General features: G+C 62.7%; 21 protein-coding genes, 1 tRNA gene and 2 pseudogenes. 14 read left to right on the top strand and 10 right to left on the bottom strand.

Going from position 1 to position 16,838, the window contains the following annotated elements:
• Together BHE01S_RS31120 and dctA are read left to right on the top strand one after the other, a co-directional pair.
• On the top strand, nucleotides 1–511 hold a 511-nt coding region (locus BHE01S_RS31120), incomplete at its 5' end, for a LysR substrate-binding domain-containing protein (protein WP_042270890.1).
• A complete protein-coding gene (gene dctA / locus BHE01S_RS31115) occupies nucleotides 508–1,809 on the top strand; it encodes a C4-dicarboxylate transporter DctA (RefSeq protein WP_042270888.1) in 1,302 nt (433 codons plus the stop codon). The genes BHE01S_RS31120 and dctA, both read left to right, overlap by 4 nt.
• 24 nt (nucleotides 1,810–1,833) lie before the next feature.
• Here dctA and BHE01S_RS31110 read toward each other — a convergent pair whose 3' ends face one another.
• The 3 genes and pseudogenes from BHE01S_RS31110 to BHE01S_RS31100 form a co-directional block, all read right to left on the bottom strand.
• A complete protein-coding gene (locus BHE01S_RS31110) occupies nucleotides 1,834–2,616 on the bottom strand; it encodes a substrate-binding domain-containing protein (protein WP_042270886.1) in 783 nt (260 codons plus the stop codon).
• 54 nt (nucleotides 2,617–2,670) lie between these two features.
• Complete coding sequence (tcuC, locus tag BHE01S_RS31105) at nucleotides 2,671–3,969, bottom strand: MFS transporter (RefSeq protein ID WP_042270884.1); 1,299 nt, start codon at nucleotides 3,967–3,969, stop codon at nucleotides 2,671–2,673.
• Nucleotides 3,970–4,165: 196 nt separating this feature from the next.
• A pseudogene (locus BHE01S_RS31100) lies at nucleotides 4,166–4,656 on the bottom strand (CoA-binding protein); the annotation flags it as partial.
• Between the two features lie 130 nt (nucleotides 4,657–4,786).
• Here BHE01S_RS31100 and BHE01S_RS31095 point away from each other — a divergent pair.
• A complete protein-coding gene (locus tag BHE01S_RS31095; protein WP_174479548.1) occupies nucleotides 4,787–5,248 on the top strand; it encodes a hypothetical protein in 462 nt (153 codons plus the stop codon).
• A gap of 112 nt (nucleotides 5,249–5,360) precedes the next feature.
• Here BHE01S_RS31095 and BHE01S_RS31090 read toward each other — a convergent pair whose 3' ends face one another.
• Entirely contained in the window at nucleotides 5,361–5,735 is a 375-nt protein-coding gene (locus tag BHE01S_RS31090; RefSeq protein WP_042270878.1) for a hypothetical protein, read from the bottom strand.
• Between the two features lie 202 nt (nucleotides 5,736–5,937).
• Between BHE01S_RS31090 and BHE01S_RS31085 the strand changes: the two genes are divergently transcribed.
• Nucleotides 5,938–7,155, top strand: a complete 1,218-nt coding sequence (locus tag BHE01S_RS31085; RefSeq protein ID WP_042270876.1) for a sensor histidine kinase — start codon at nucleotides 5,938–5,940, stop codon at nucleotides 7,153–7,155.
• 255 nt (nucleotides 7,156–7,410) lie between these two features.
• Here the strand turns inward: BHE01S_RS31085 and BHE01S_RS31080 are convergent.
• Nucleotides 7,411–7,794 (bottom strand): annotated as a pseudogene (locus BHE01S_RS31080) (hypothetical protein).
• A 247-nt stretch (nucleotides 7,795–8,041) separates the two neighbouring features.
• Here BHE01S_RS31080 and BHE01S_RS31075 point away from each other — a divergent pair.
• The 4 genes from BHE01S_RS31075 to BHE01S_RS31060 all read left to right on the top strand — a co-directional run bounded on the left by BHE01S_RS31075 (nucleotide 8,042) and on the right by BHE01S_RS31060 (nucleotide 9,924).
• Nucleotides 8,042–8,482, top strand: a complete 441-nt coding sequence (locus tag BHE01S_RS31075) for an Hsp20/alpha crystallin family protein (RefSeq protein ID WP_042270874.1) — start codon at nucleotides 8,042–8,044, stop codon at nucleotides 8,480–8,482.
• A 15-nt stretch (nucleotides 8,483–8,497) separates the two neighbouring features.
• The gene (locus tag BHE01S_RS31070; protein ID WP_042270872.1) at nucleotides 8,498–8,905 is read left to right on the top strand and encodes an Hsp20/alpha crystallin family protein; all 408 of its coding nucleotides are present in this window, start codon (nucleotides 8,498–8,500) and stop codon (nucleotides 8,903–8,905) included.
• A 332-nt stretch (nucleotides 8,906–9,237) separates the two neighbouring features.
• Nucleotides 9,238–9,807 (top strand): Hsp20/alpha crystallin family protein, encoded by a 570-nt coding sequence (locus tag BHE01S_RS31065; protein ID WP_042270870.1) that lies wholly within the window; start codon nucleotides 9,238–9,240, stop codon nucleotides 9,805–9,807.
• 44 nt (nucleotides 9,808–9,851) lie between these two features.
• Nucleotides 9,852–9,924, top strand: a tRNA-Lys gene (locus BHE01S_RS31060).
• A gap of 60 nt (nucleotides 9,925–9,984) precedes the next feature.
• On the opposite strand, the gene BHE01S_RS31055 is transcribed toward BHE01S_RS31060, so the two are convergent.
• The 5 genes from BHE01S_RS31055 to BHE01S_RS31035 all read right to left on the bottom strand — a co-directional run bounded on the left by BHE01S_RS31055 (nucleotide 9,985) and on the right by BHE01S_RS31035 (nucleotide 13,655).
• Nucleotides 9,985–10,380, bottom strand: coding sequence for a hypothetical protein (locus tag BHE01S_RS31055; protein ID WP_157025754.1), 396 nt, complete (start codon nucleotides 10,378–10,380; stop codon nucleotides 9,985–9,987).
• Nucleotides 10,381–10,464: 84 nt separating this feature from the next.
• A complete protein-coding gene (locus BHE01S_RS31050; RefSeq protein ID WP_042270866.1) occupies nucleotides 10,465–10,719 on the bottom strand; it encodes a hypothetical protein in 255 nt (84 codons plus the stop codon).
• Nucleotides 10,720–10,827: 108 nt separating this feature from the next.
• Nucleotides 10,828–12,450: a chaperonin GroEL gene (gene groL / locus BHE01S_RS31045; protein WP_042270864.1), complete on the bottom strand. Its 1,623-nt coding sequence runs from the start codon at nucleotides 12,448–12,450 to the stop codon at nucleotides 10,828–10,830.
• 76 nt (nucleotides 12,451–12,526) lie between these two features.
• A complete protein-coding gene (locus BHE01S_RS31040) occupies nucleotides 12,527–12,844 on the bottom strand; it encodes a co-chaperone GroES (RefSeq protein WP_042270894.1) in 318 nt (105 codons plus the stop codon).
• 172 nt (nucleotides 12,845–13,016) lie between these two features.
• Nucleotides 13,017–13,655, bottom strand: coding sequence for a hypothetical protein (locus BHE01S_RS31035; protein WP_042270862.1), 639 nt, complete (start codon nucleotides 13,653–13,655; stop codon nucleotides 13,017–13,019).
• A 195-nt stretch (nucleotides 13,656–13,850) separates the two neighbouring features.
• Here BHE01S_RS31035 and BHE01S_RS31030 point away from each other — a divergent pair, with 195 nt between their 5' ends.
• The 6 genes from BHE01S_RS31030 to BHE01S_RS31005 all read left to right on the top strand — a co-directional run bounded on the left by BHE01S_RS31030 (nucleotide 13,851) and on the right by BHE01S_RS31005 (nucleotide 16,578).
• Nucleotides 13,851–14,291 (top strand): Hsp20/alpha crystallin family protein, encoded by a 441-nt coding sequence (locus tag BHE01S_RS31030; RefSeq protein ID WP_042270859.1) that lies wholly within the window; start codon nucleotides 13,851–13,853, stop codon nucleotides 14,289–14,291.
• Nucleotides 14,292–14,327: 36 nt separating this feature from the next.
• On the top strand, nucleotides 14,328–14,747 hold the full coding sequence (locus BHE01S_RS31025) for an Hsp20/alpha crystallin family protein (protein ID WP_042270892.1): 420 nt from the start codon (nucleotides 14,328–14,330) through the stop codon (nucleotides 14,745–14,747).
• A 34-nt stretch (nucleotides 14,748–14,781) separates the two neighbouring features.
• Entirely contained in the window at nucleotides 14,782–15,063 is a 282-nt protein-coding gene (locus tag BHE01S_RS31020) for a hypothetical protein (RefSeq protein WP_042270858.1), read from the top strand.
• A 105-nt stretch (nucleotides 15,064–15,168) separates the two neighbouring features.
• Nucleotides 15,169–15,471, top strand: a complete 303-nt coding sequence (locus BHE01S_RS31015) for a helix-turn-helix domain-containing protein (RefSeq protein WP_042270856.1) — start codon at nucleotides 15,169–15,171, stop codon at nucleotides 15,469–15,471.
• A 242-nt stretch (nucleotides 15,472–15,713) separates the two neighbouring features.
• Nucleotides 15,714–15,992, top strand: coding sequence for a hypothetical protein (locus BHE01S_RS31010; protein ID WP_042270854.1), 279 nt, complete (start codon nucleotides 15,714–15,716; stop codon nucleotides 15,990–15,992).
• Nucleotides 15,993–16,077: 85 nt separating this feature from the next.
• Nucleotides 16,078–16,578 (top strand): hypothetical protein, encoded by a 501-nt coding sequence (locus BHE01S_RS31005; RefSeq protein ID WP_042270848.1) that lies wholly within the window; start codon nucleotides 16,078–16,080, stop codon nucleotides 16,576–16,578.
• Nucleotides 16,579–16,838: the final 260 nt, after the last annotated feature.

Here is a 16,838-nt window from a genome sequence, read left to right as displayed (position 1 = left end):
TAGCCAGGAACCTGACGTCGAGTTCAAGATGCTGTTGCAGGAGCGCTTCGTCGCCGCTTGCCGCCGCGATCACCCGCTCGCACGCAAGAAACGCGTGACCTGGAACGAGCTTTACGAGCACGAATATGTTTCGGTGGACAAGACTTCCGGCAACCGGCTGCTGCTCGACCAGGCGCTCGGGGCTGTGTCGCCGCGTACGCCGAGCGTCTGTGAGACGCGCCACGTCACAACTATGCTTGGTCTCGTCGAGGCGGGCCTCGGTGTCGCGGCGGTGCCATCGATGGCCATGCCGGGACGCAATCATCACATCCTCACGAGCGTACCTCTGGTCGAACCGGTCGTGAAGCGGCGCGTGGGAATCGTCAGGCGTCGCGGGCGACCGCTGACACCGGCCGCCCAGGAGTTCCACAAAACGATTGTCGAGATGCGGCACGACGCCGCCGCAAATGGTGATACATCGGACAATGATGCGGCGCTGAAAAAGCGGCCGGGCAGGAAGACGCCATCGTGAAGTTGGCAAGACCGCTTCGTTTGCTCTACGTGCAGGTTGTGCTGGCCATGTTGCTCGGTATGGCGCTCGGTCACTTCTTGCCGCAAGCAGGCCCGCTGCTCAAGCCCTTGAGCGACGGGTTCATTCGTCTCGTGAGGATGATGATTACGCCGATCGTCTTCTGCACGATCGTCTCGGGGATCACCTCGCTTGCGAGCGGAAAAGCGATTGGCCGGACGATTCTTCAGGCGCTTGCGCTGTTTTATCTTCTGACAGCCGTAGCGCTCGCGCTCGGACTCGTCACGGCCTTCGTGTTGCGACCGGGTGCGGGAATGCACATCGACGCCAGCCATCTGGACGTGACTATCATCGCGCAATATGTAAAGGATCCGCATCCGCGCGGCGTCGTCGCGTTCGCGATGAGTCTCATCCCCGAGACGATGCTTGGCGCATTCGACAAGGGCGACGTGCTGCCAGTGTTGCTGCTCTCGTTGCTGTTCGGCTTTGCGCTAAATGCCTATCCGAACGAGGGCAGGCCGGTGCTCGCATTCATCGACGGCATCGCGCAGATCCTGTTCCGCATCCTCGCGATGATCATGCGACTTGCTCCGCTTGGCGCATTCGGCGCGATGGCTTTCACGGTGGGTCGCTTCGGGATCCGCTCGGTCGGCTCGCTCGGAATGTTGATGGTGTCCTTCTACGTGGCATGCGCGCTGTTCATCGCGCTCATTCTCGCTCCGCTTGCGCGCCTGCACGGTTTCGCGCTTTGGCGGCTCTTGCGCTACATGCGCGAAGAGTTGCTCATCGTTCTGGCGACGTCATCGACGGAGCCGGTCCTGCCGCGCCTGATCGCAAAGCTGGAGGCGCTCGGCTGCGACAAAGGAGTAGTGGGGCTTGTGTTGCCCGCGGGCTATTCGTTCAATCTCGACGGGACTGCGATCTATCTGACGCTCGCCTCGATGTTCATTGCGCAGGCATGCGACGTGCCGCTTTCCGCGCTGCAGATCGCCACGATGCTCGCGGTCATGCTGCTTACGTCGAAGGGCGCGGCCGGCGTATCTGGCAGCGGGCTCGTCGCGCTCGTCGCGACGCTGACGGTGATTCCCGATCTGCCCGTCGCCGGGGTGGCGCTGCTGGTGGGCATCGACCGCTTCATGTCCGAGGCACGCGCCCTGACGAGCGTCATCAGCAACGCCTGCGCAGTGATCTTCGTTTCGATGTGGGAAGGTGCCTGCGATCATACGCGTCTCGCGCGGGTACTCGGGGCAGTAGCGCCGGACGGCGCGGAAGAGCCCGCGCAGAATGCCCCGGGAAGGTGACATCGAGGTTGCCCGAGGCTGTTCTCAGTGAGAGGAAACGCTATCGAGCCCTGTCGATTTCACTTCTGCCTGTACGCCGGGCGACGCGAGATAATCGAGTAGCGCTTTCGCTTCCTTCGGATGCTGCGCGTTCACGGGAATGCCCGCGGCGAAGCGCGTCACCGATTGCAACGACTCGGGAATTTTGCCGACGAAGGTCGCGCCCTTGACAGGCAGCAATTCGCTCACCTGCTGGAAGCCGATTTCATAGTCGCCGTTCGCTACCACGGAGGCGACGGGGATTCGCGGAATCATCTTCGCTTTCGACTTGACCTGATCCTCGATGCCGAGTTTCCGGAACAGCTCACGCTCGATGTAGACACCGCTCGCGCTGTCCGAGTACGCGATCGACTTGGCATGCAGCAGCGTCTGCCGGAGTCCGTCTGCCGAACTGATATCGGGTTTCGCTGCGCCTTCGCGCACGACCACGCCGATTCGCGAATCGGCCAGCTCCACCCGCGAACCCGGGATCACCTTGCCCTCCCTGATCAATTCGTCAAGTGCATAGCCAACCATGATGACGGCGTCAGCGGGCTCCCCGCGCGCGAGCCTGTTGGGGATCGCTTCAGGCGATTTGCCCATCGACGGACCCAGCTCGGTGTCGAGCGTGTCGCCCGTTTTGGACGCGAACCTGGGGCCGAGTACCTTGTACGCCGCGGTAAACCCGCCGGAGCTCATGACATGTAGGTCAGCGGCCTGCACGTTGGCCGCCGCAGCCGACGTTGCCACGAGCGCCGTCGCGCATAGTTTCAGAAGCAGATTTTTCATGATCGAAGTCGTCTCAGATAGTAGGGAATGGACGCTCGCACAACGACATTCGCGTTAGTGCGCCGGCGTCAGCGTTACCGCGCGCCTGCGGTAGAGTGCGAACGTCGCCAGAAGCGCGCACGCTGCGGCGAAGCTCATCCAGTAGCCAGGCGCGGCCTTGTCGCCGGTCATGTGAATGAGCGCTGTCGAAATCGCTGGCGTGAATCCCCCGAACACCGCCGTCGCGAGGCTATAGGCGAGCGAGAAGCCTGCGACGCGTACCTGAACCGGCATCACTTCCGTGAGCGCGACGACCATCGCGCCGTTATAGATGCCGTACATGAACGAGAGCCACAGGAGCGCGAGCAGCATGTTCAGGAAGCTCGGTGCGTGCGCGAGCAGCGATAGCGTCGGGTAGGCGGTCGCGATGGCAAGTAACGTCATGCCGACGAGAAGCGGCCGGCGGCCGATCCTGTCGGAGAGCGCTCCGCCGACCGGGAGCCAGATGAAGTTCGACACGGCGACACATAGGGTCACGAGCAAACTGTCCGCAGTGCTCAAATGGAGGACCGTCTTGCCAAAAGTCGGCGCGTACACCGTGATGAGATAGAAGCTCGCGGTGGTCATTGCGACGAGCATCATGCCAGCGATCACGACGGGCCAGTTCTGGACCAGCGTGCGGAACGCTTCGTTCATGCTCGGGCGATGCTGGCGCGCCTTGAATTCCTGCGTTTCCTCGAGATTGCGACGCAGCATGAAGATGAACGGCACGATCATGCAGCCGACGAAGAAGGGAACCCGCCATCCCCACGCCGCAATGGCTGCGGCATTCAGCGATTGGTTCAACGCGAAGCCGAGGGCCGCGGCCACGACGATCGCTACCTGCTGGCTTGCGGACTGCCAGCTCGTGAAGAAGCCTTTACGGCCGGGTGTAGCCATTTCGGCGAGATACACCGATACGCCGCCCAGTTCCGCACCCGCCGAAAAGCCCTGCAGCAGCCGGCCGACGAGCACCAGCACCGGCGCCAGAAGGCCGATCGTCGTGTAGCCCGGTACGAACGCAATCAGGATGGTGCCGCTTGCCATGATGGAGAGCGTGACGATGAGACCCTTGCGGCGGCCGACGTCGTCGATGTACGCACCGAGCACGATGGCGCCCAGCGGGCGCATGAGAAAACCCGCGCCGAAAACCGCGAATGTCATCATCAACGACGCAAATTCGCTTCCGGCGGGAAAAAAGACGTTGGCGATTTGTGTGGCATAGAAGCCGAACAGAAAAAAGTCGAACTGCTCCAGAAAGTTTCCGGCCGTTACCCGGAAGACCGCTGCAGCCTTTGAATGCCCCGGCGAAAGGGTAGAGGGTAAGGGGTGCATCGATGTGTCTCCTGAAATTCTGAAATATGGGGCCATGCGCCCTTTGTCATTTCGTATATGTTGGGTCATGGTCGCCGAAACGATAAGTGCAATTTTCTGAACAATTGATGTCTTTCGGTTATCAATCCGCATCGCCTCTGCGCCCGCCGTACGTCAGCGTTGAACCAGCGCCCGGCGGCGCTTCGGATAGCAGCCATCAGGCCACGAAGCAACACAGTGAAACGGGTGTACGCGTGTTCCATATTGCGACCACGGTTGAGGTGATCGCCGATTTCCGCTGCACAGCGGAGCATGCGTGGATATAGAAAGATCGTGAACGCTGCGGTTTCGAGATCCGTCTCGCTGATGTCGCCGCGTCCAAGCGGCTGCCACAGCATCTTCAGAAGCAGCGCGGCGATCAGAGCATCGACATTGACGCAGTAGACGGTGCGCGAGACGCCCGCGTCGAACAATGCCTGTACCCGCGCACGGTAGTACGCATGAAACGCGTTGTACTCGCGTCGCCCCTCGTAAATCCTGGCGATGAACACCTCGCGCGGATTGTAGTTGACCGGCTTGTCCTCGAATACCGGGTGATCCACACCCGGCAGTTTGGCAATGTCGAGGTATGCCCGCATACTTCTGACGGGCCTTGTACTTTGCGTAGTGCTCGACGGAACGCCGCGCGAGCGCGTCCGGGTCAACGCCCCTCCGTCAGTGTGGCCGCAGGCCCGATGCGCCTGGGCAGCCGACTGGCCACACGTCGACCACATGCATCACGCTGTGCACCGTTTACAGGAAGATCCGAAAAAAGCGTGTGCGCAGCCTGGCGCGTTCCATGCGGCCTGTACTGCCGGAGGCCGGCTCCGTTCGCCATTCGCTGGAATGCGGATTGTTGCTGTGCGAAGGCAAGACCCCTGCCCAGGCGATTGCCCTGCTGGGATGGCGACTTTCCTGGGAGCGACGCTTCAGTATTCGGACGCTCACGCGCGGTCAGGGAAATTATCCGCCTTTTGGATTGCTCGAATGGCTGGCCTTCATGTCTGCCCATTTGCCGCCCACAGTCGACCCGCGAGACTGGCTGCATCGCGATTTCGAGCACGCACCTGACCAGACCTGGAACGCATGGCGCACAATCGCGTCCGGCATGCAGGAAAGGGGCTGCTACGTCGTCTCACCACCGATCTTCCTCACGCGCATGCTCTGGATGGATTACCCGGACGACAGGGAGGTTCTGGGCATTACGTGTTCGCGCACTCATGTGGTCCCGCTCCGCGAGTTGCGATCCCACATTAGCTGATTGCAACTCGCACCGCCGGCAAACCCTGAGATTGGCCCGGGTCGACGGGCGGATTTGAAGTCAGCGACCCGACTGGCGCATCGCAGCGTCCAGCACCTGCTTTGCCTCGCCTTTACCAGACCGGAAATACGACGTCTGGTTGCGGCGTAAATTGAATACCCGAGTCGGGGCAGGTTACGCGTCCCCTGACGGCAGCCCGCTGGTGCAGGTACGGCAGCGGGAGTGTGTGGGCTGGCTCGCCTCCCTCGCCAAGAAGGATGTCGGACACCACCTTGTCGTTGCAGGGTGAGGTGCAGGGGCGATCCAGCATGATTGTCGTGTAGTCACCCGGCGCATACTCCCCGCTGCCGCGCTGAACTGTCCCGGTGATCCAGATGTCGTATTGGAGGGGCAACGTCGGCAGCGGCGAACTGGCTGGCATGGCGTTCTTTGACCAAAACCCGGCAATCACAATTGCTGGGACCAGGACACACAATCGTCTGTTCATGGCGCAACCCTCGTGACGTCCAGTGACGCTCGCCAGTGGAAGGCATTCTGCTGGTCGGTTAGACTTGTTTCCGCCACGCGGAGCAAATCGGTGTTCCCGATGGCCGTCTCGGTCAATCCTGACCCGCAGACGGTACGAGGGAACGATAACGTGTCCTCGCACGCGCGACTCGCGCGAGGATGTCACGCATTGGGTATCGATCATGACCGATTCTCGAACGGGAACGCTGCGCTCTCTCGCCGGATTTCTCAGGCGGGAACAGGCGCGCCTGACGGAAAGATGGATGCAGGCCGTCGCTGCCGATGCCGACCTTGTCGAAGCCGACCGGCTGACCTGGGAGCAACTGGCCGATCATCTGCCCGCGATCCTGAGCGGCATCTGCACTGCACTCGAGGAGCAGGATCTCCAGCCGGTCGAGCGGGCCATTGAACGCAATGCGAGGCAGCACGGGAATGTGCGCTGGCAGCAGGGTTACCGCATTGATGAACTCGTGCGTGAACTGGAGCTGTTCCGGCAGGCACTGGACGACGGCGTGCGGGCCTTCGCGGAGTCCGGCGGCACGTTCACCCGCGACCAGGAATCCTGTGCCCGGCGCCTGATTGACGAGGCGCTCAGTTTTGTCACCGTGACATCGATTCGCGAGGTCATCGGCGAGCGTGACCGGACCATCGCGGAATACACAGCCCAGCTGGAGCGCGCCAATCGGGAGCTGAGGGAGCAGCAACGCGAGGTCGGTGAACTGCACCGGTCGCGCATGCAGATCACGCGCAGCCTCGTGCACGACCTGCGCAACTTTCTGAACGCCTTTTCGATCGACCTGCAACTGATTGCGCGCGTTCCATCCAGAGCCGAGGCCGGACTTGCGCTCGCGACCCGGCAGGCGGAGGACATGAAGCAGCTGGTCGACGAAATGGTGGAATACTCGGTTGTCGTCGGCGACAACAGCCAGATCGGCGTCGAGCCGGTTGATCTGTCCATGCTGTTTGACGAACTGGTCACGACGGCTAGGCCGGCGATCGAAGCGAAGGGCCTGCGCCTGTCTGCCTCTCTTGATGCCGGACTGGTCCGCGTGCAGTCGAGCCGCATCAGGCTCAAGCAGGTTGCACTGAACCTGCTGTCGAATGCGACGAAATATACCCGCGCAGGGGAAGTCGAACTGGTCATCGGGCGATGCGGTGACTGCCAGTGGTTCATGCGTGTGGCCGATACCGGTATCGGCATTGCGCCGTCCGACACGGAGCGCGTGTTCAGGGAGTTCGAGCGGGTCGCCGGCGACGACATCCCGGGCGCCGGTCTGGGTCTGGCGATTGTCAGGGAGCTGTGCCGCGCACTCGAGGGCGAGATCCACTTCGAGTCCCGCGAGGGGCAAGGCACGACCTTCGAAATCCGCTTTCCTGTCGACTTGAGGCCACAAGGCTGACGCAGCACCCGGGGCAGGCGTCCGCCAGATCACCGGGTCCTGTCAGCCAGCCGGTTCCGGCGCGAAGTATGCTTGAGATTTTTGCATGCGATCCCGATTTCGCCCGCACGTTGCCGGACTCCGCAGGTAGCCGGCGTCGTTGACGCTGTTCATTCCGCCGGGCGGGTAGCGAAGTTCCGTCCCCGAGGGTCATGTTCCGGTCACGCTCGAGGCACACTCCGGCTGCCGGCCCGACCATTCCGCCCGTCGTCCGGATCACTGGATCGGCGGCGCCACGCCCAGTTTCTCGGCGAGCATCCGCTCGTACACACCAAAATGCAGGTCCACTTCGGACTGATCCACCGTGATGACGATCAGGTTGATGTGGTCCGGCGGCAGGCCGAGCACGCCCGCGACAAATGTTTCGAGTTGCGGAGCACAAACCTTGTCCTTGGCGACAGTCGTCCCGATCGTGACTTCATGGCTTTTTTCGTGCCGTCAGTCCACTTCCACGATGCGAGCGCGGGCGCTCATGTTGTTGTCGACCGCAATCCGGATGACGTCCACCGCCTTGCGCATTGCTTCCGTCGGAAAACCCCTGGTCGAGCGCAGCCGAACGCGGTGTGGGCCCAAGGTCAGCCAGTCGGTATCGAATTCCACGATGTCCTCCGCTCGCCGTATTGTTCCGCCGCGATGATAGGAACTGTCAAGAATTTTTCAAGGGCAAACCGCTATTTTTCCCTCTTGAAAATTTTTGTGGCAGTTCCTATCTTGGATTTCGCTCAGGCAGACGCGCGTGTCCCGACGCCCCGTGCGCTGCGTGTTTCGATTTGTTATGCCAGATGGCAGGCGAACTGGAGCGCGTAGGTCCGTTCGCCTCCATGTATCACATGAGGAGAACAGCATCATGAGCGATCTCTACTTTGGAACTGACCTCATCAGCGAGTTCGACCGGATGCAGCGGCAGATGGCGAACCTCTTCGGTACTTTTCCCTCCAGTCTTCGGGCGAGCCGCTTCGGCACGTTCCCGCCGGTCAATATTGGTGCCACCGACGACTCGATCGAGATTGTCGCGTTCGCACCCGGCATCAATGCTGCGGAACTCGACGTATCGATCGACAAGGGGCTGCTGACCATCAGCGGTGAGCGCAAGCCGGCCCAACCGGATACTGGCGAGGACACACGCGTTTATGCGCAGGAGCGCTTCACTGGCGCGTTCCAGCGCGTCATCGAGCTGCCGGAGAGCGCAGACCCCGGCAAGGTTCAGGCGCGCTATGAGAATGGTTGCCTGTCGATCGCTATCGGCAAGCGCGAATCCTCGAAGCCTCGAGCAATCACCGTCCAGTAATCCAGGGAGGCGGAAATGAGCGAAACCACCGAACTGAGCAGGCGCGACCCGTCGGCGATCACGCGTAGCGAAAGCGGGCCCGCCGCGCGGCGGATGACGATTACGCCCGCCGTCGACATCTATGAGGACACCCAGGGCGTCACGTTGTGGGCCGACCTTCCTGGCGTCACCCGCGACAAGCTCGATGTGCGGGTCCATGACAGCAGTCTCGTCATCGAGGCGGAGGCGGTTGTACCGACACCGGCCAGTCTGCGGCTGCAGCATGCCGAGGTCCGTGAGCCGCGCTTTGCGCGCACGTTCACGCTCTCCCCGGACTTCGACACATCGAAGATCGAGGCAAATCTGAAGGACGGCGTACTGAAGCTCACGATCCCACGCCGTGACGAGGCGCGCCCGCGGCGGATCGAAGTGCGTACGGGCTGAAGTCGGCGCGTGGGCAGCAACGGCAGGAAGCACACCGGGTGGCGGCTGCCCGGCTGCCACCCGCCGACAGCAGAGGCCGGGGCAAGCCAGCCGTTCCCGACAGCCAGGATTGAACGTGATGGCCGACCGGCATCTGCACCAGCATGCGCAGCGCAACGCTATCTCGCGCCGTCAGGCGGCCTGGAAAGGAACATTCGCGGTTACGGAGCACAGGGTGGCTGCGGCAGCCGCGTCCGACTCTCAGTCTGAAGACGTCGACAGCGGAAAAAAGCGGGGGCGCCGGCGCCATGAGCAGAAGACGGTTCTCCTGCCAGATACCAGAGGAAGAAACGATGAACTCCGATCCGAAAAAGTGGAATCCCTTCAAGTTCCTTCGCGGGGCCGTGCGCAAGTCCGATGCGGACAGCCCGGAGAGGCCGCCGTCTAGCGAAAATGAACCATGGCACGCCGCCTTGCCCGAGATTGCGCGACTGTTCTCACGCGCGCCATGGCGCGCTATGGAGGAGTTCTTCCACGACCCGTTTGCAGGCCGTGGCGCGCTCGAACGATGGTTCGGCGACTTCAGTTCATCGCGCTTCCAGCCGCGCATCGACGTCGTCGATGAGGGACCGGTGCTGCGCGTGACCGCAGAACTGCCCGGGATGGAGCGCGAAGACGTGAAGGTGAGCGTAGAGGACGGCGCGATCGTGCTGCGTGGTGAGAAAAGGCAGGATGTGCACAGTGAGGAAAACGGCTGCTACCGGCTGGAGCGTGCTCATGGACGCTTCGTGCGCACGATCCCGATGCCTGAATACGCCGATCCCGGTCGCGCCCTGGCAAAGTTCGACAATGGCGTACTCACGTTGACCGTGCCGAAAACGGAGCCGGCGCCGTCCACGAATCGTACGATCGATATCGGTTAGGGCGCGCGTACCAAGCGCCATGACGGAGGGCAAAAAAGAGGACTGGGCTGTTAGCTCAGCTGGTAGAGCAGCGGACTTTTAATCCGTTGGTCACTGGTTCGAATCCAGTACGGCCCACATGAAACCGGGCACCGACGCCACCCACGGCGCCAGGTTCTTCCCGGCCATGGACAGCGGTTAGCCAGCCGGGGCGGAAGGATCACGACGGAAACGCATGACGCCGGGCATTCTCGACGTATATCGTAGGGTGTGGTCCTTCGGGCCGGGTTGAATCTCGCACCAGAATTCCTGATGGCGGGCACCGAGACGTCGGGCCGCCTCATAGCGGTGAAAGTGACTGGCAAGCCAGAACTGGCAGCCATCAAAGCGCACCTTCATTGCCGGCTGCGCGGTGCGCATTGAACCACTGAGGACGGCGGCCATAGCGTCCTGCAGCGCTGCATCGTCGAACGATCCTTCACAGGCAAGCTCATCACCCGCCGAGAGCTGCAAAAACTTGAGATAGTCCAGGCCGAGCACGCCAGCGGGTAGTCTGGCCGGTGATCGGGCAGGCAAACGAGAATGGCCGGACATCACGATGTCAGATTATGCAGGATAACTATACGAATGGAAAACCTGGTCGAGCCATACCTCCCGACCGGGACTGACCAGCTGCGTTCACTCATCCGCCATGAGATGGCGAATCACGAGTGCCGGGTCAGCGATATCCAGAATGAGCCTGCGCAGGACGCGCCTGCGCATGTGCTCTTCGTCGAGGATCCAGGGTGCGCCTTTCTCGCTGAGATAGCGCTCCAGGGCTGCGTGATGATCTTCGCTGTCGGGCAGATTCAGGCGAGCGGCCAGCAGTCCCGCAACGACGTCGTCGATCTCAATATCGAGCGGCTTTGAGTCAATGCGAAGTTCAAGTTTCATGTCTGACTCCGGTAAAAAGCGGCGCCGCATGACGGAGACAGCGTGCGGCGCCGAACGGGTTGCGCCGGTCGCGACTGTAGACCGGCGCATGCAGGAAACGCTGCCGGATCAGTACTCGATCGCGGTGTCAGCGGACTGTGCCGGTTTTTCTTCCTTCGGTGCTTCGGCAACCGTGGCGTCCGTCGTCAGGATCAGGCCGGCAATCGAGGCCGCGTTCTGCAACGCCGTGCGCGTTACCTTGGTCGGGTCCACCACACCCGCCTCGACGAGATCGCCATACTCGCCGGTGGCCGCGTTGTAGCCGAAGTTGCCCTTGCCTTCGAGGACCTTCGCGATGACCACGGAAGGCTCGTCCCCCGCGTTGGCGGCGATCACGCGCAGCGGCGCTTCGAGCGCGCGCAGCACGATCTGGGCGCCCGCGTCCTGATCCCTGTTGGCGCATTTCAGGCTAGTTATCGCCGAACGCGCGCGCAGAAGCGCCACGCCACCGCCCGGCACGATGCCTTCCTCGACCGCCGCGCGTGTGGCGTGCAGCGCGTCGTCCACGCGGTCCTTCTTCTCCTTCATCTCCACCTCGGTTGCCGCCCCGACCTTGATGACGGCCACTCCACCTGCGAGCTTTGCTACGCGCTCCTGGAGTTTCTCGCGGTCATAGTCGCTCGTCGCATCCTGGATTTGTGCACGGATGGACTTCACGCGTTCCTCGATGCGCTTGCCGTCGCCAGCGCCGTCGATGATGATCGTGTCGTCCTTGCGCACTTCGACGCGCTTCGCACGTCCGAGATCCTCAAGTGTCGCCTTCTGCAACTGCATGCCGGTTTCCTCGGAGATCACGGTTGCACCCGTGAGGATGGCGATGTCCTCAAGCATCGCCTTGCGGCGGTCGCCAAACCCCGGTGCCTTGACGGCGGCGACTTTCAGGATGCCGCGCATTGCGTTGACCACGAGCGTGGCCAGCGCCTCACCGTCGATATCTTCCGCGACGATCAGCAGCGGCTTGCCGGCCTTGGACGTCGCCTCGAGCACGGGCAGCAGGTCGCGGATGTTCGAGATTTTCTTGTCGTGGAGCAGGATCAGCGCATCATCCAGATAGGCCGCCTGCCTGTCCGGATCGTTGATGAAATAAGGGCTCACGTAGCCGCGGTCGAACTGCATGCCCTCGACCACATCGAGTTCATTCTCGAGCGACTTGCCGTCCTCGACCGTGATCACGCCTTCCTTGCCGACCTTCTCCATCGCGTCCGCGATGATCTTGCCGATCGCCTCGTCGGAGTTCGCCGAGATCGAGCCGACCTGCGCGATCTCCCTGTTCGTGGAAATCGGCTTCGAGAGCTTACGCAGCTCCTCGAGCACGGCGGCCACGGCCTTGTCGATGCCCCGTTTGAGGTCCATCGGGTTCATGCCGGCCGCGACGTACTTCATGCCTTCCTGCACGACGGCCTGCGCCAGCACCGTGGCCGTGGTGGTGCCGTCCCCGGCCACGTCCGCGGTCTTCGAGGCTACCTGCTTGACCACCTGCGCTCCCATGTTCTCGAAGCGGTCCTTCAGCTCGATTTCCTTCGCGACCGACACGCCATCCTTGGTGATGGTCGGCGCGCCGAAACTGCGCTCGATCAGCACGTTGCGGCCTTTCGGTCCGAGCGTGACCTTCACGGCATCGGCCAGCACGTTCACGCCCTTGACGATACGGGCACGTGCGCTGTCGTGAAATTTGACGTCTTTTGCACTCATGTTCCTGCTCCGGGTAAAGTCGTTGACTCAACGCGTCACGAACGACCGGCCGGGCGTCCGCGACCGTAACGGGATTTCAGGCGGCCTTGCGGGCGGCGCCCGCGTCGACCTCAAGGACGCCCATGACGTCTTCCTCGCGCATGACGAGCAGTTCCTCGCCATCGACCTTGACGGTCTGGCCTGCGTACTTTCCGAAGAGAACCTGGTCACCGACTTTGAGCTGGAGCGCGCGCAGCGTGCCATCCTGCAACGGCCGGCCGCTGCCGACTGCGACGACTTCGCCTTGTTCTGGTTTTTCTGCCGCTGAGTCGGGAATCACGATGCCCGAGGCCGTCGTCCGCTGCGTTCCGATTCGCTTGACGATAACCCGGTCGTAGAGGGGACGAATCTGCATTTCCATCTCCTGAGCGATTAGAGGATCACCAATTAAGGGAATCCGGCTGCGAGTAGCGGAGCGCATCAGCGCGCCACACAGCAGCCGAGCCAATGTCTGGCGGAAAGCGAAATAGAGGCGCTTATCGCGCCCTTCAAGGGAGCGTGAAAACGGCCTTGTGTAACAAATTGTTTCAGCGCGGCAGGAGGATGCGATGGACCTTGCCGAGGCGATAAACGGTGCGGCCGCGCCCGTCCGGTCGGCGCAGCTGAGGCGACACGGGACAGGGCGGCTGACGTCCGCCATCGACGTCGAGGGTGTCGTCCGGCTCATTGAGCGTGCGCCACAGGCCGCCCTTGACGGGGCGGAACAGCCAGCGCACGTAGCCCCTGCGCGCAGCGAACTGCATCAGTTCGCGACGCTCGGTCTCGTCATCAAGAAGCGGCTGGGCAGGTCCGGCCTCCTCTCCGTAGTCGCCAAACGCCTGACGGCATGCAAGCGCTTCGGCAGCGCTGGCGCCGATCACGTTGCAACCGCGCTGCTCCACGCGCTCGACATCCCACGCACCGGATTGCCAGGCAGCATCCAGCAGCATGGCATCCACGGTCTCGAAGCTGTGCCATGGTGTATCGAGCTGGACTGCCGATCCCGGAACCGCTCGTGGCGGGATTTCAACGCCGGGCAGGACAAGCGGCGTCGAGCGCCGGAATCCGTGCCAGTGGAATATTGCGATGAGCGGCGTATTCACCTGCGCTGCCGCCGTGACGGTGACAGCAACGAGCGGCAAGCGCACGGTGTCGATCTGCTGCTGAAGCCTGTCGAAAAAGTCCATGAAGCCTCCTAGGTTGACATGTTGCAGAGCCTCTTGAAATTTCCGTTCCTTGCGCTATTTTATTCATCGCTCAGGCAGTCGCGATCAAGCGCTGCGTGTTTCGATTTGTTTGTCGGCGGGTTTCCCACGGGCAGGCGGACTGGAGCGCGTGGTTCCGTTCGTCCCCGTGTCGGCCCCGGTTTTCCAGGAGCCATCATGAGCGACCTCTTCTTCAGCACCGGTCTGCCGGGCGAATTCGACCGCCTGCAACGGCAGATGGCCAGCCTCATTCCCGGCTTTCCCGCGAGCCTGCGCGCCACGCGCAGCGAAACCTTTCCTCCCGTCAACATCGGCAGCACCGACGACAGCGTCGAGATCGTCGCGTTCGCGCCAGGACTCGATCCGGCCGCGATTGACGTCTCGATTGACAAAGGAGTGCTGACGATCAGTGGCGAGCGCAAGCCGCCCGGACCCGAACCGGGCGATGAGGCGCGCGTCTATGCCACGGAGCGTTTCATGGGTGCCTTTCGCCGGGTGATTGAACTGCCGCAGCACGCCGATCCCGACACGGTCAAGGCGCGCTACGTGAACGGTTGCCTGATCATCAGCGTCGGACGTTCCGAGGCATCGAAGCCGCGCGCCATTACCGTCCAGTGAGCCGTTGGCTAAACCATGAGAATCACGGAGGACATCATGAACGACAGCACTGAACTGGCTACCCGTGAGTCACACGCCGACATTGCCTCGCGCGAGGGTGCGCAACCTGCGAAGCAGCTCACCCGGATCGCACCTGCGGTGGACGTCTTCGAGGACAGCCATGGCATCACGCTGTACGCGGACCTGCCGGGTGTGCCGCGCGAAAAGCTTGAGGTGCGAGTACAGGACGGCAGCCTGAACATCGAGGCTGAAGCGGTGATTCCGACCCCCTCCGGGCTGCGCCTGCAGCATGGCGAGGTGCGCCACCCGCACTTCCGGCGCGCCTTCACGCTCAGCCCTGAACTTGACGTCTCGCTTATCGATGCGCAGCTGCGCGACGGGGTGCTCAAGCTCACCATTCCCCGTCGTGAGGAGGCAAAGCCGCGACGCATCGAGGTGAGCGTTAGTCAGGCGTAAGCACAAGGGCAAATCCGGTCATGCGGAGGAATGTATGAACGACGTACGCAGCGAAAGCTGGAAGGGCTTCATGATCGAGACCAGTGCATTTCCGGTCCGGCACTGCGCGCTGCCTCCCGCTGGCCGGGATACGTATGTGGCCGTCGTGCGCATCCGGCGCGCGGAGCGCACGGTCGCGGACTGGCATCTGCCGCGCTACGCGCAGCACCGGTCAAACGTCTACGAGGCGCACCGGGAGGCGGTCGAGTACGCGATACACGCCATCAACGCGGGCTGTGTCAACGACACAGGTTCGCCGGCGCGCTTCCTCGCGTGACAAACACCGCGCTGCACGGTAGTGCGGCCCTTGTCCGGCCTGCATTACGTGTCGTTTTTCTGCGGGAGCCGCTGCTTTCGGGACCCTGTTTTACGGGAGAAGGAAATGCTCAGTCCACACGAATTTGCGACCCTGATGCTGGTTAGTCAGGCATCGGACCAGATCGACATGAATCGCGCGGAACTCGACGCGCTGCTCGAACGCCAGCTGGTCATGCTGGAACATTGCGCCGGGGGCGCGCGCCGCGCGTACCTCACCGGGAAGGGCAGAGCGTTCCTCGACGCGCTCCACCCGGGCGACGTACCGCGTCGAAGCCGCGAGACCGCCGGCAACGACGGTGGGACAAGGCCGGAAACGCGCTCCGTGCCTGGTGGCATCACGACGGATAGTGTGGTGCCGTCAGGCTGAACGGCTGCGTGATCGCTACGCCAGGCTTGTCGTCCTCGCCGAGAGGTGCGGTCGCGAGGCTGTCGGGGCCTCCCGGGCAATCTCGGGGCGGCACGAGTCGTCGTGGTTGCGCGCGGTCGCGCCGACGGGGGGGGGCAGGCGTGCAGTGCCATGTGGAATGCCATGCGCTACATGAAATGACAGGAAACTCTCTTCGCCGCGGGCGCTTGCGCATGAGTGAGGCGCCCTGCCGGAGGTGTGCTATGAAAGTGGACAAAATCATCGAGTATCACGGCTGCGAGATCCGGCCGGTGGTCACCGCCACCGGGAGCGGCCGTTACACAGCTGCAGCCATTGTCACCGACCGGGCCGACGAAACGCGCACGCTCGGTGTGGATGGGGAGTTCGCCAACCCGCAGGAGGCGCGCGATGAAGCGCTGGAGCTTGCCGTCGCATGGATCCAGCAACGCTCAGTCGTTTCAGACCGGTATGTCCGACGGACCTGGCTCCCGGTCAGCAACTGCCGTCCGGACGCGAGGTGAACGCCTGCGATTTCATGGTCGATCCGGTTCCGGTTCGCTGCGCCTGCGGAACCATCTGGGCTCAAGCCACTTCGAGGAAAACAGCATGACAGACATCGCATTCATCGATCCCGACAAAGACGCGCTTTACGAACGCATCCGGCTGCTGCTCTTCAGCGCTGATCTGCCGGTGCAGCGTCTGGAAGCCGACATCGACGATATCGGGCGTTTCACCGCGCCGGATGTGCGCTCACCGCACCTGCGCCTGGTCGAGTCCATGCCGCCGCTCACACCTGCTGCCGAAGCGATCGTGCGCGCCGTGATCCGTGCTTACGGAATCGAGCTGTTCGGGCGCGACAGCGTGAATTCCCGTCTGCGTGCCCTGATAAAGGCTGGACCCGTCAAGTTTGGACAGACTGCCCTGATGCTGGGGCCGGACGCGCCCGTGCCGCAGCGTGCCCGTGCACTCGTCGAGGAGTTCAACCGGATTTTCGAGCGCTATCCCGAGAGCGGCTTCGCGCAGGCGCGATGCCTTCTCTCCGGGATTGGCCTGCCAGTCGGCCGCGACGTGCCTCGCCGGCCAACCCGCTCGCTCCAGGGCGGCTAGCAGACGTCATGCCGGCAAACATCTCGCGTCGGGACGTCGCCTCACGTCGTAGCGGTCAGTTTTCGCGAGCCAGGATCAGTCGCATCGAGCGTACCCGCTCCACATTGAAGCGCTGCTAGAGCGGCATTGTGCCGTCGACCGTATTATTTACACCGTTACGACACTAATTGTGTCACCGCACGCCAGACAAGCGACCCGGGAGGCCAGCGGCCGAGGCTTGGCTGGCGAAGGCGCGGCACCAGGGAGGTGCTGCCGGTATC

The organism is Paraburkholderia heleia NBRC 101817 (genome assembly GCF_000739775.1).
GTDB lineage: Bacteria > Pseudomonadota > Gammaproteobacteria > Burkholderiales > Burkholderiaceae > Paraburkholderia > Paraburkholderia heleia.
Note: the sequence above shows the minus strand (reverse complement) of the source record. Positions and strands in the feature narration are given on the sequence as shown.

Excerpts from the sequence above, each read along its gene's own strand:
- BHE01S_RS31075 (WP_042270874.1), top strand. The coding sequence starts at position 8,042 with ATGAGCGATCTCTACTTTGGAACTGACCTCATCAGCGAGTTCGACCGG.
- BHE01S_RS31110 (WP_042270886.1), bottom strand. The coding sequence starts at position 2,616 with ATGAAAAATCTGCTTCTGAAACTATGCGCGACGGCGCTCGTGGCAACG.
- BHE01S_RS31020 (WP_042270858.1), top strand. The coding sequence starts at position 14,782 with ATGAACGACGTACGCAGCGAAAGCTGGAAGGGCTTCATGATCGAGACC.
- BHE01S_RS31085 (WP_042270876.1), top strand. The coding sequence starts at position 5,938 with ATGACCGATTCTCGAACGGGAACGCTGCGCTCTCTCGCCGGATTTCTC.
- BHE01S_RS31010 (WP_042270854.1), top strand. The coding sequence starts at position 15,714 with ATGAAAGTGGACAAAATCATCGAGTATCACGGCTGCGAGATCCGGCCG.
- BHE01S_RS31025 (WP_042270892.1), top strand. The coding sequence starts at position 14,328 with ATGAACGACAGCACTGAACTGGCTACCCGTGAGTCACACGCCGACATT.
- BHE01S_RS31035 (WP_042270862.1), bottom strand. The coding sequence starts at position 13,655 with ATGGACTTTTTCGACAGGCTTCAGCAGCAGATCGACACCGTGCGCTTG.
- groL (WP_042270864.1), bottom strand. The coding sequence starts at position 12,450 with ATGAGTGCAAAAGACGTCAAATTTCACGACAGCGCACGTGCCCGTATC.
- BHE01S_RS31005 (WP_042270848.1), top strand. The coding sequence starts at position 16,078 with ATGACAGACATCGCATTCATCGATCCCGACAAAGACGCGCTTTACGAA.
- BHE01S_RS31040 (WP_042270894.1), bottom strand. The coding sequence starts at position 12,844 with ATGCAGATTCGTCCCCTCTACGACCGGGTTATCGTCAAGCGAATCGGA.
- BHE01S_RS31055 (WP_157025754.1), bottom strand. The coding sequence starts at position 10,380 with ATGTCCGGCCATTCTCGTTTGCCTGCCCGATCACCGGCCAGACTACCC.
- tcuC (WP_042270884.1), bottom strand. The coding sequence starts at position 3,969 with ATGCACCCCTTACCCTCTACCCTTTCGCCGGGGCATTCAAAGGCTGCA.
- BHE01S_RS31030 (WP_042270859.1), top strand. The coding sequence starts at position 13,851 with ATGAGCGACCTCTTCTTCAGCACCGGTCTGCCGGGCGAATTCGACCGC.
- BHE01S_RS31015 (WP_042270856.1), top strand. The coding sequence starts at position 15,169 with ATGCTCAGTCCACACGAATTTGCGACCCTGATGCTGGTTAGTCAGGCA.
- BHE01S_RS31050 (WP_042270866.1), bottom strand. The coding sequence starts at position 10,719 with ATGAAACTTGAACTTCGCATTGACTCAAAGCCGCTCGATATTGAGATC.
- BHE01S_RS31090 (WP_042270878.1), bottom strand. The coding sequence starts at position 5,735 with ATGAACAGACGATTGTGTGTCCTGGTCCCAGCAATTGTGATTGCCGGG.
- BHE01S_RS31095 (WP_174479548.1), top strand. The coding sequence starts at position 4,787 with ATGCGGCCTGTACTGCCGGAGGCCGGCTCCGTTCGCCATTCGCTGGAA.
- BHE01S_RS31070 (WP_042270872.1), top strand. The coding sequence starts at position 8,498 with ATGAGCGAAACCACCGAACTGAGCAGGCGCGACCCGTCGGCGATCACG.
- BHE01S_RS31065 (WP_042270870.1), top strand. The coding sequence starts at position 9,238 with ATGAACTCCGATCCGAAAAAGTGGAATCCCTTCAAGTTCCTTCGCGGG.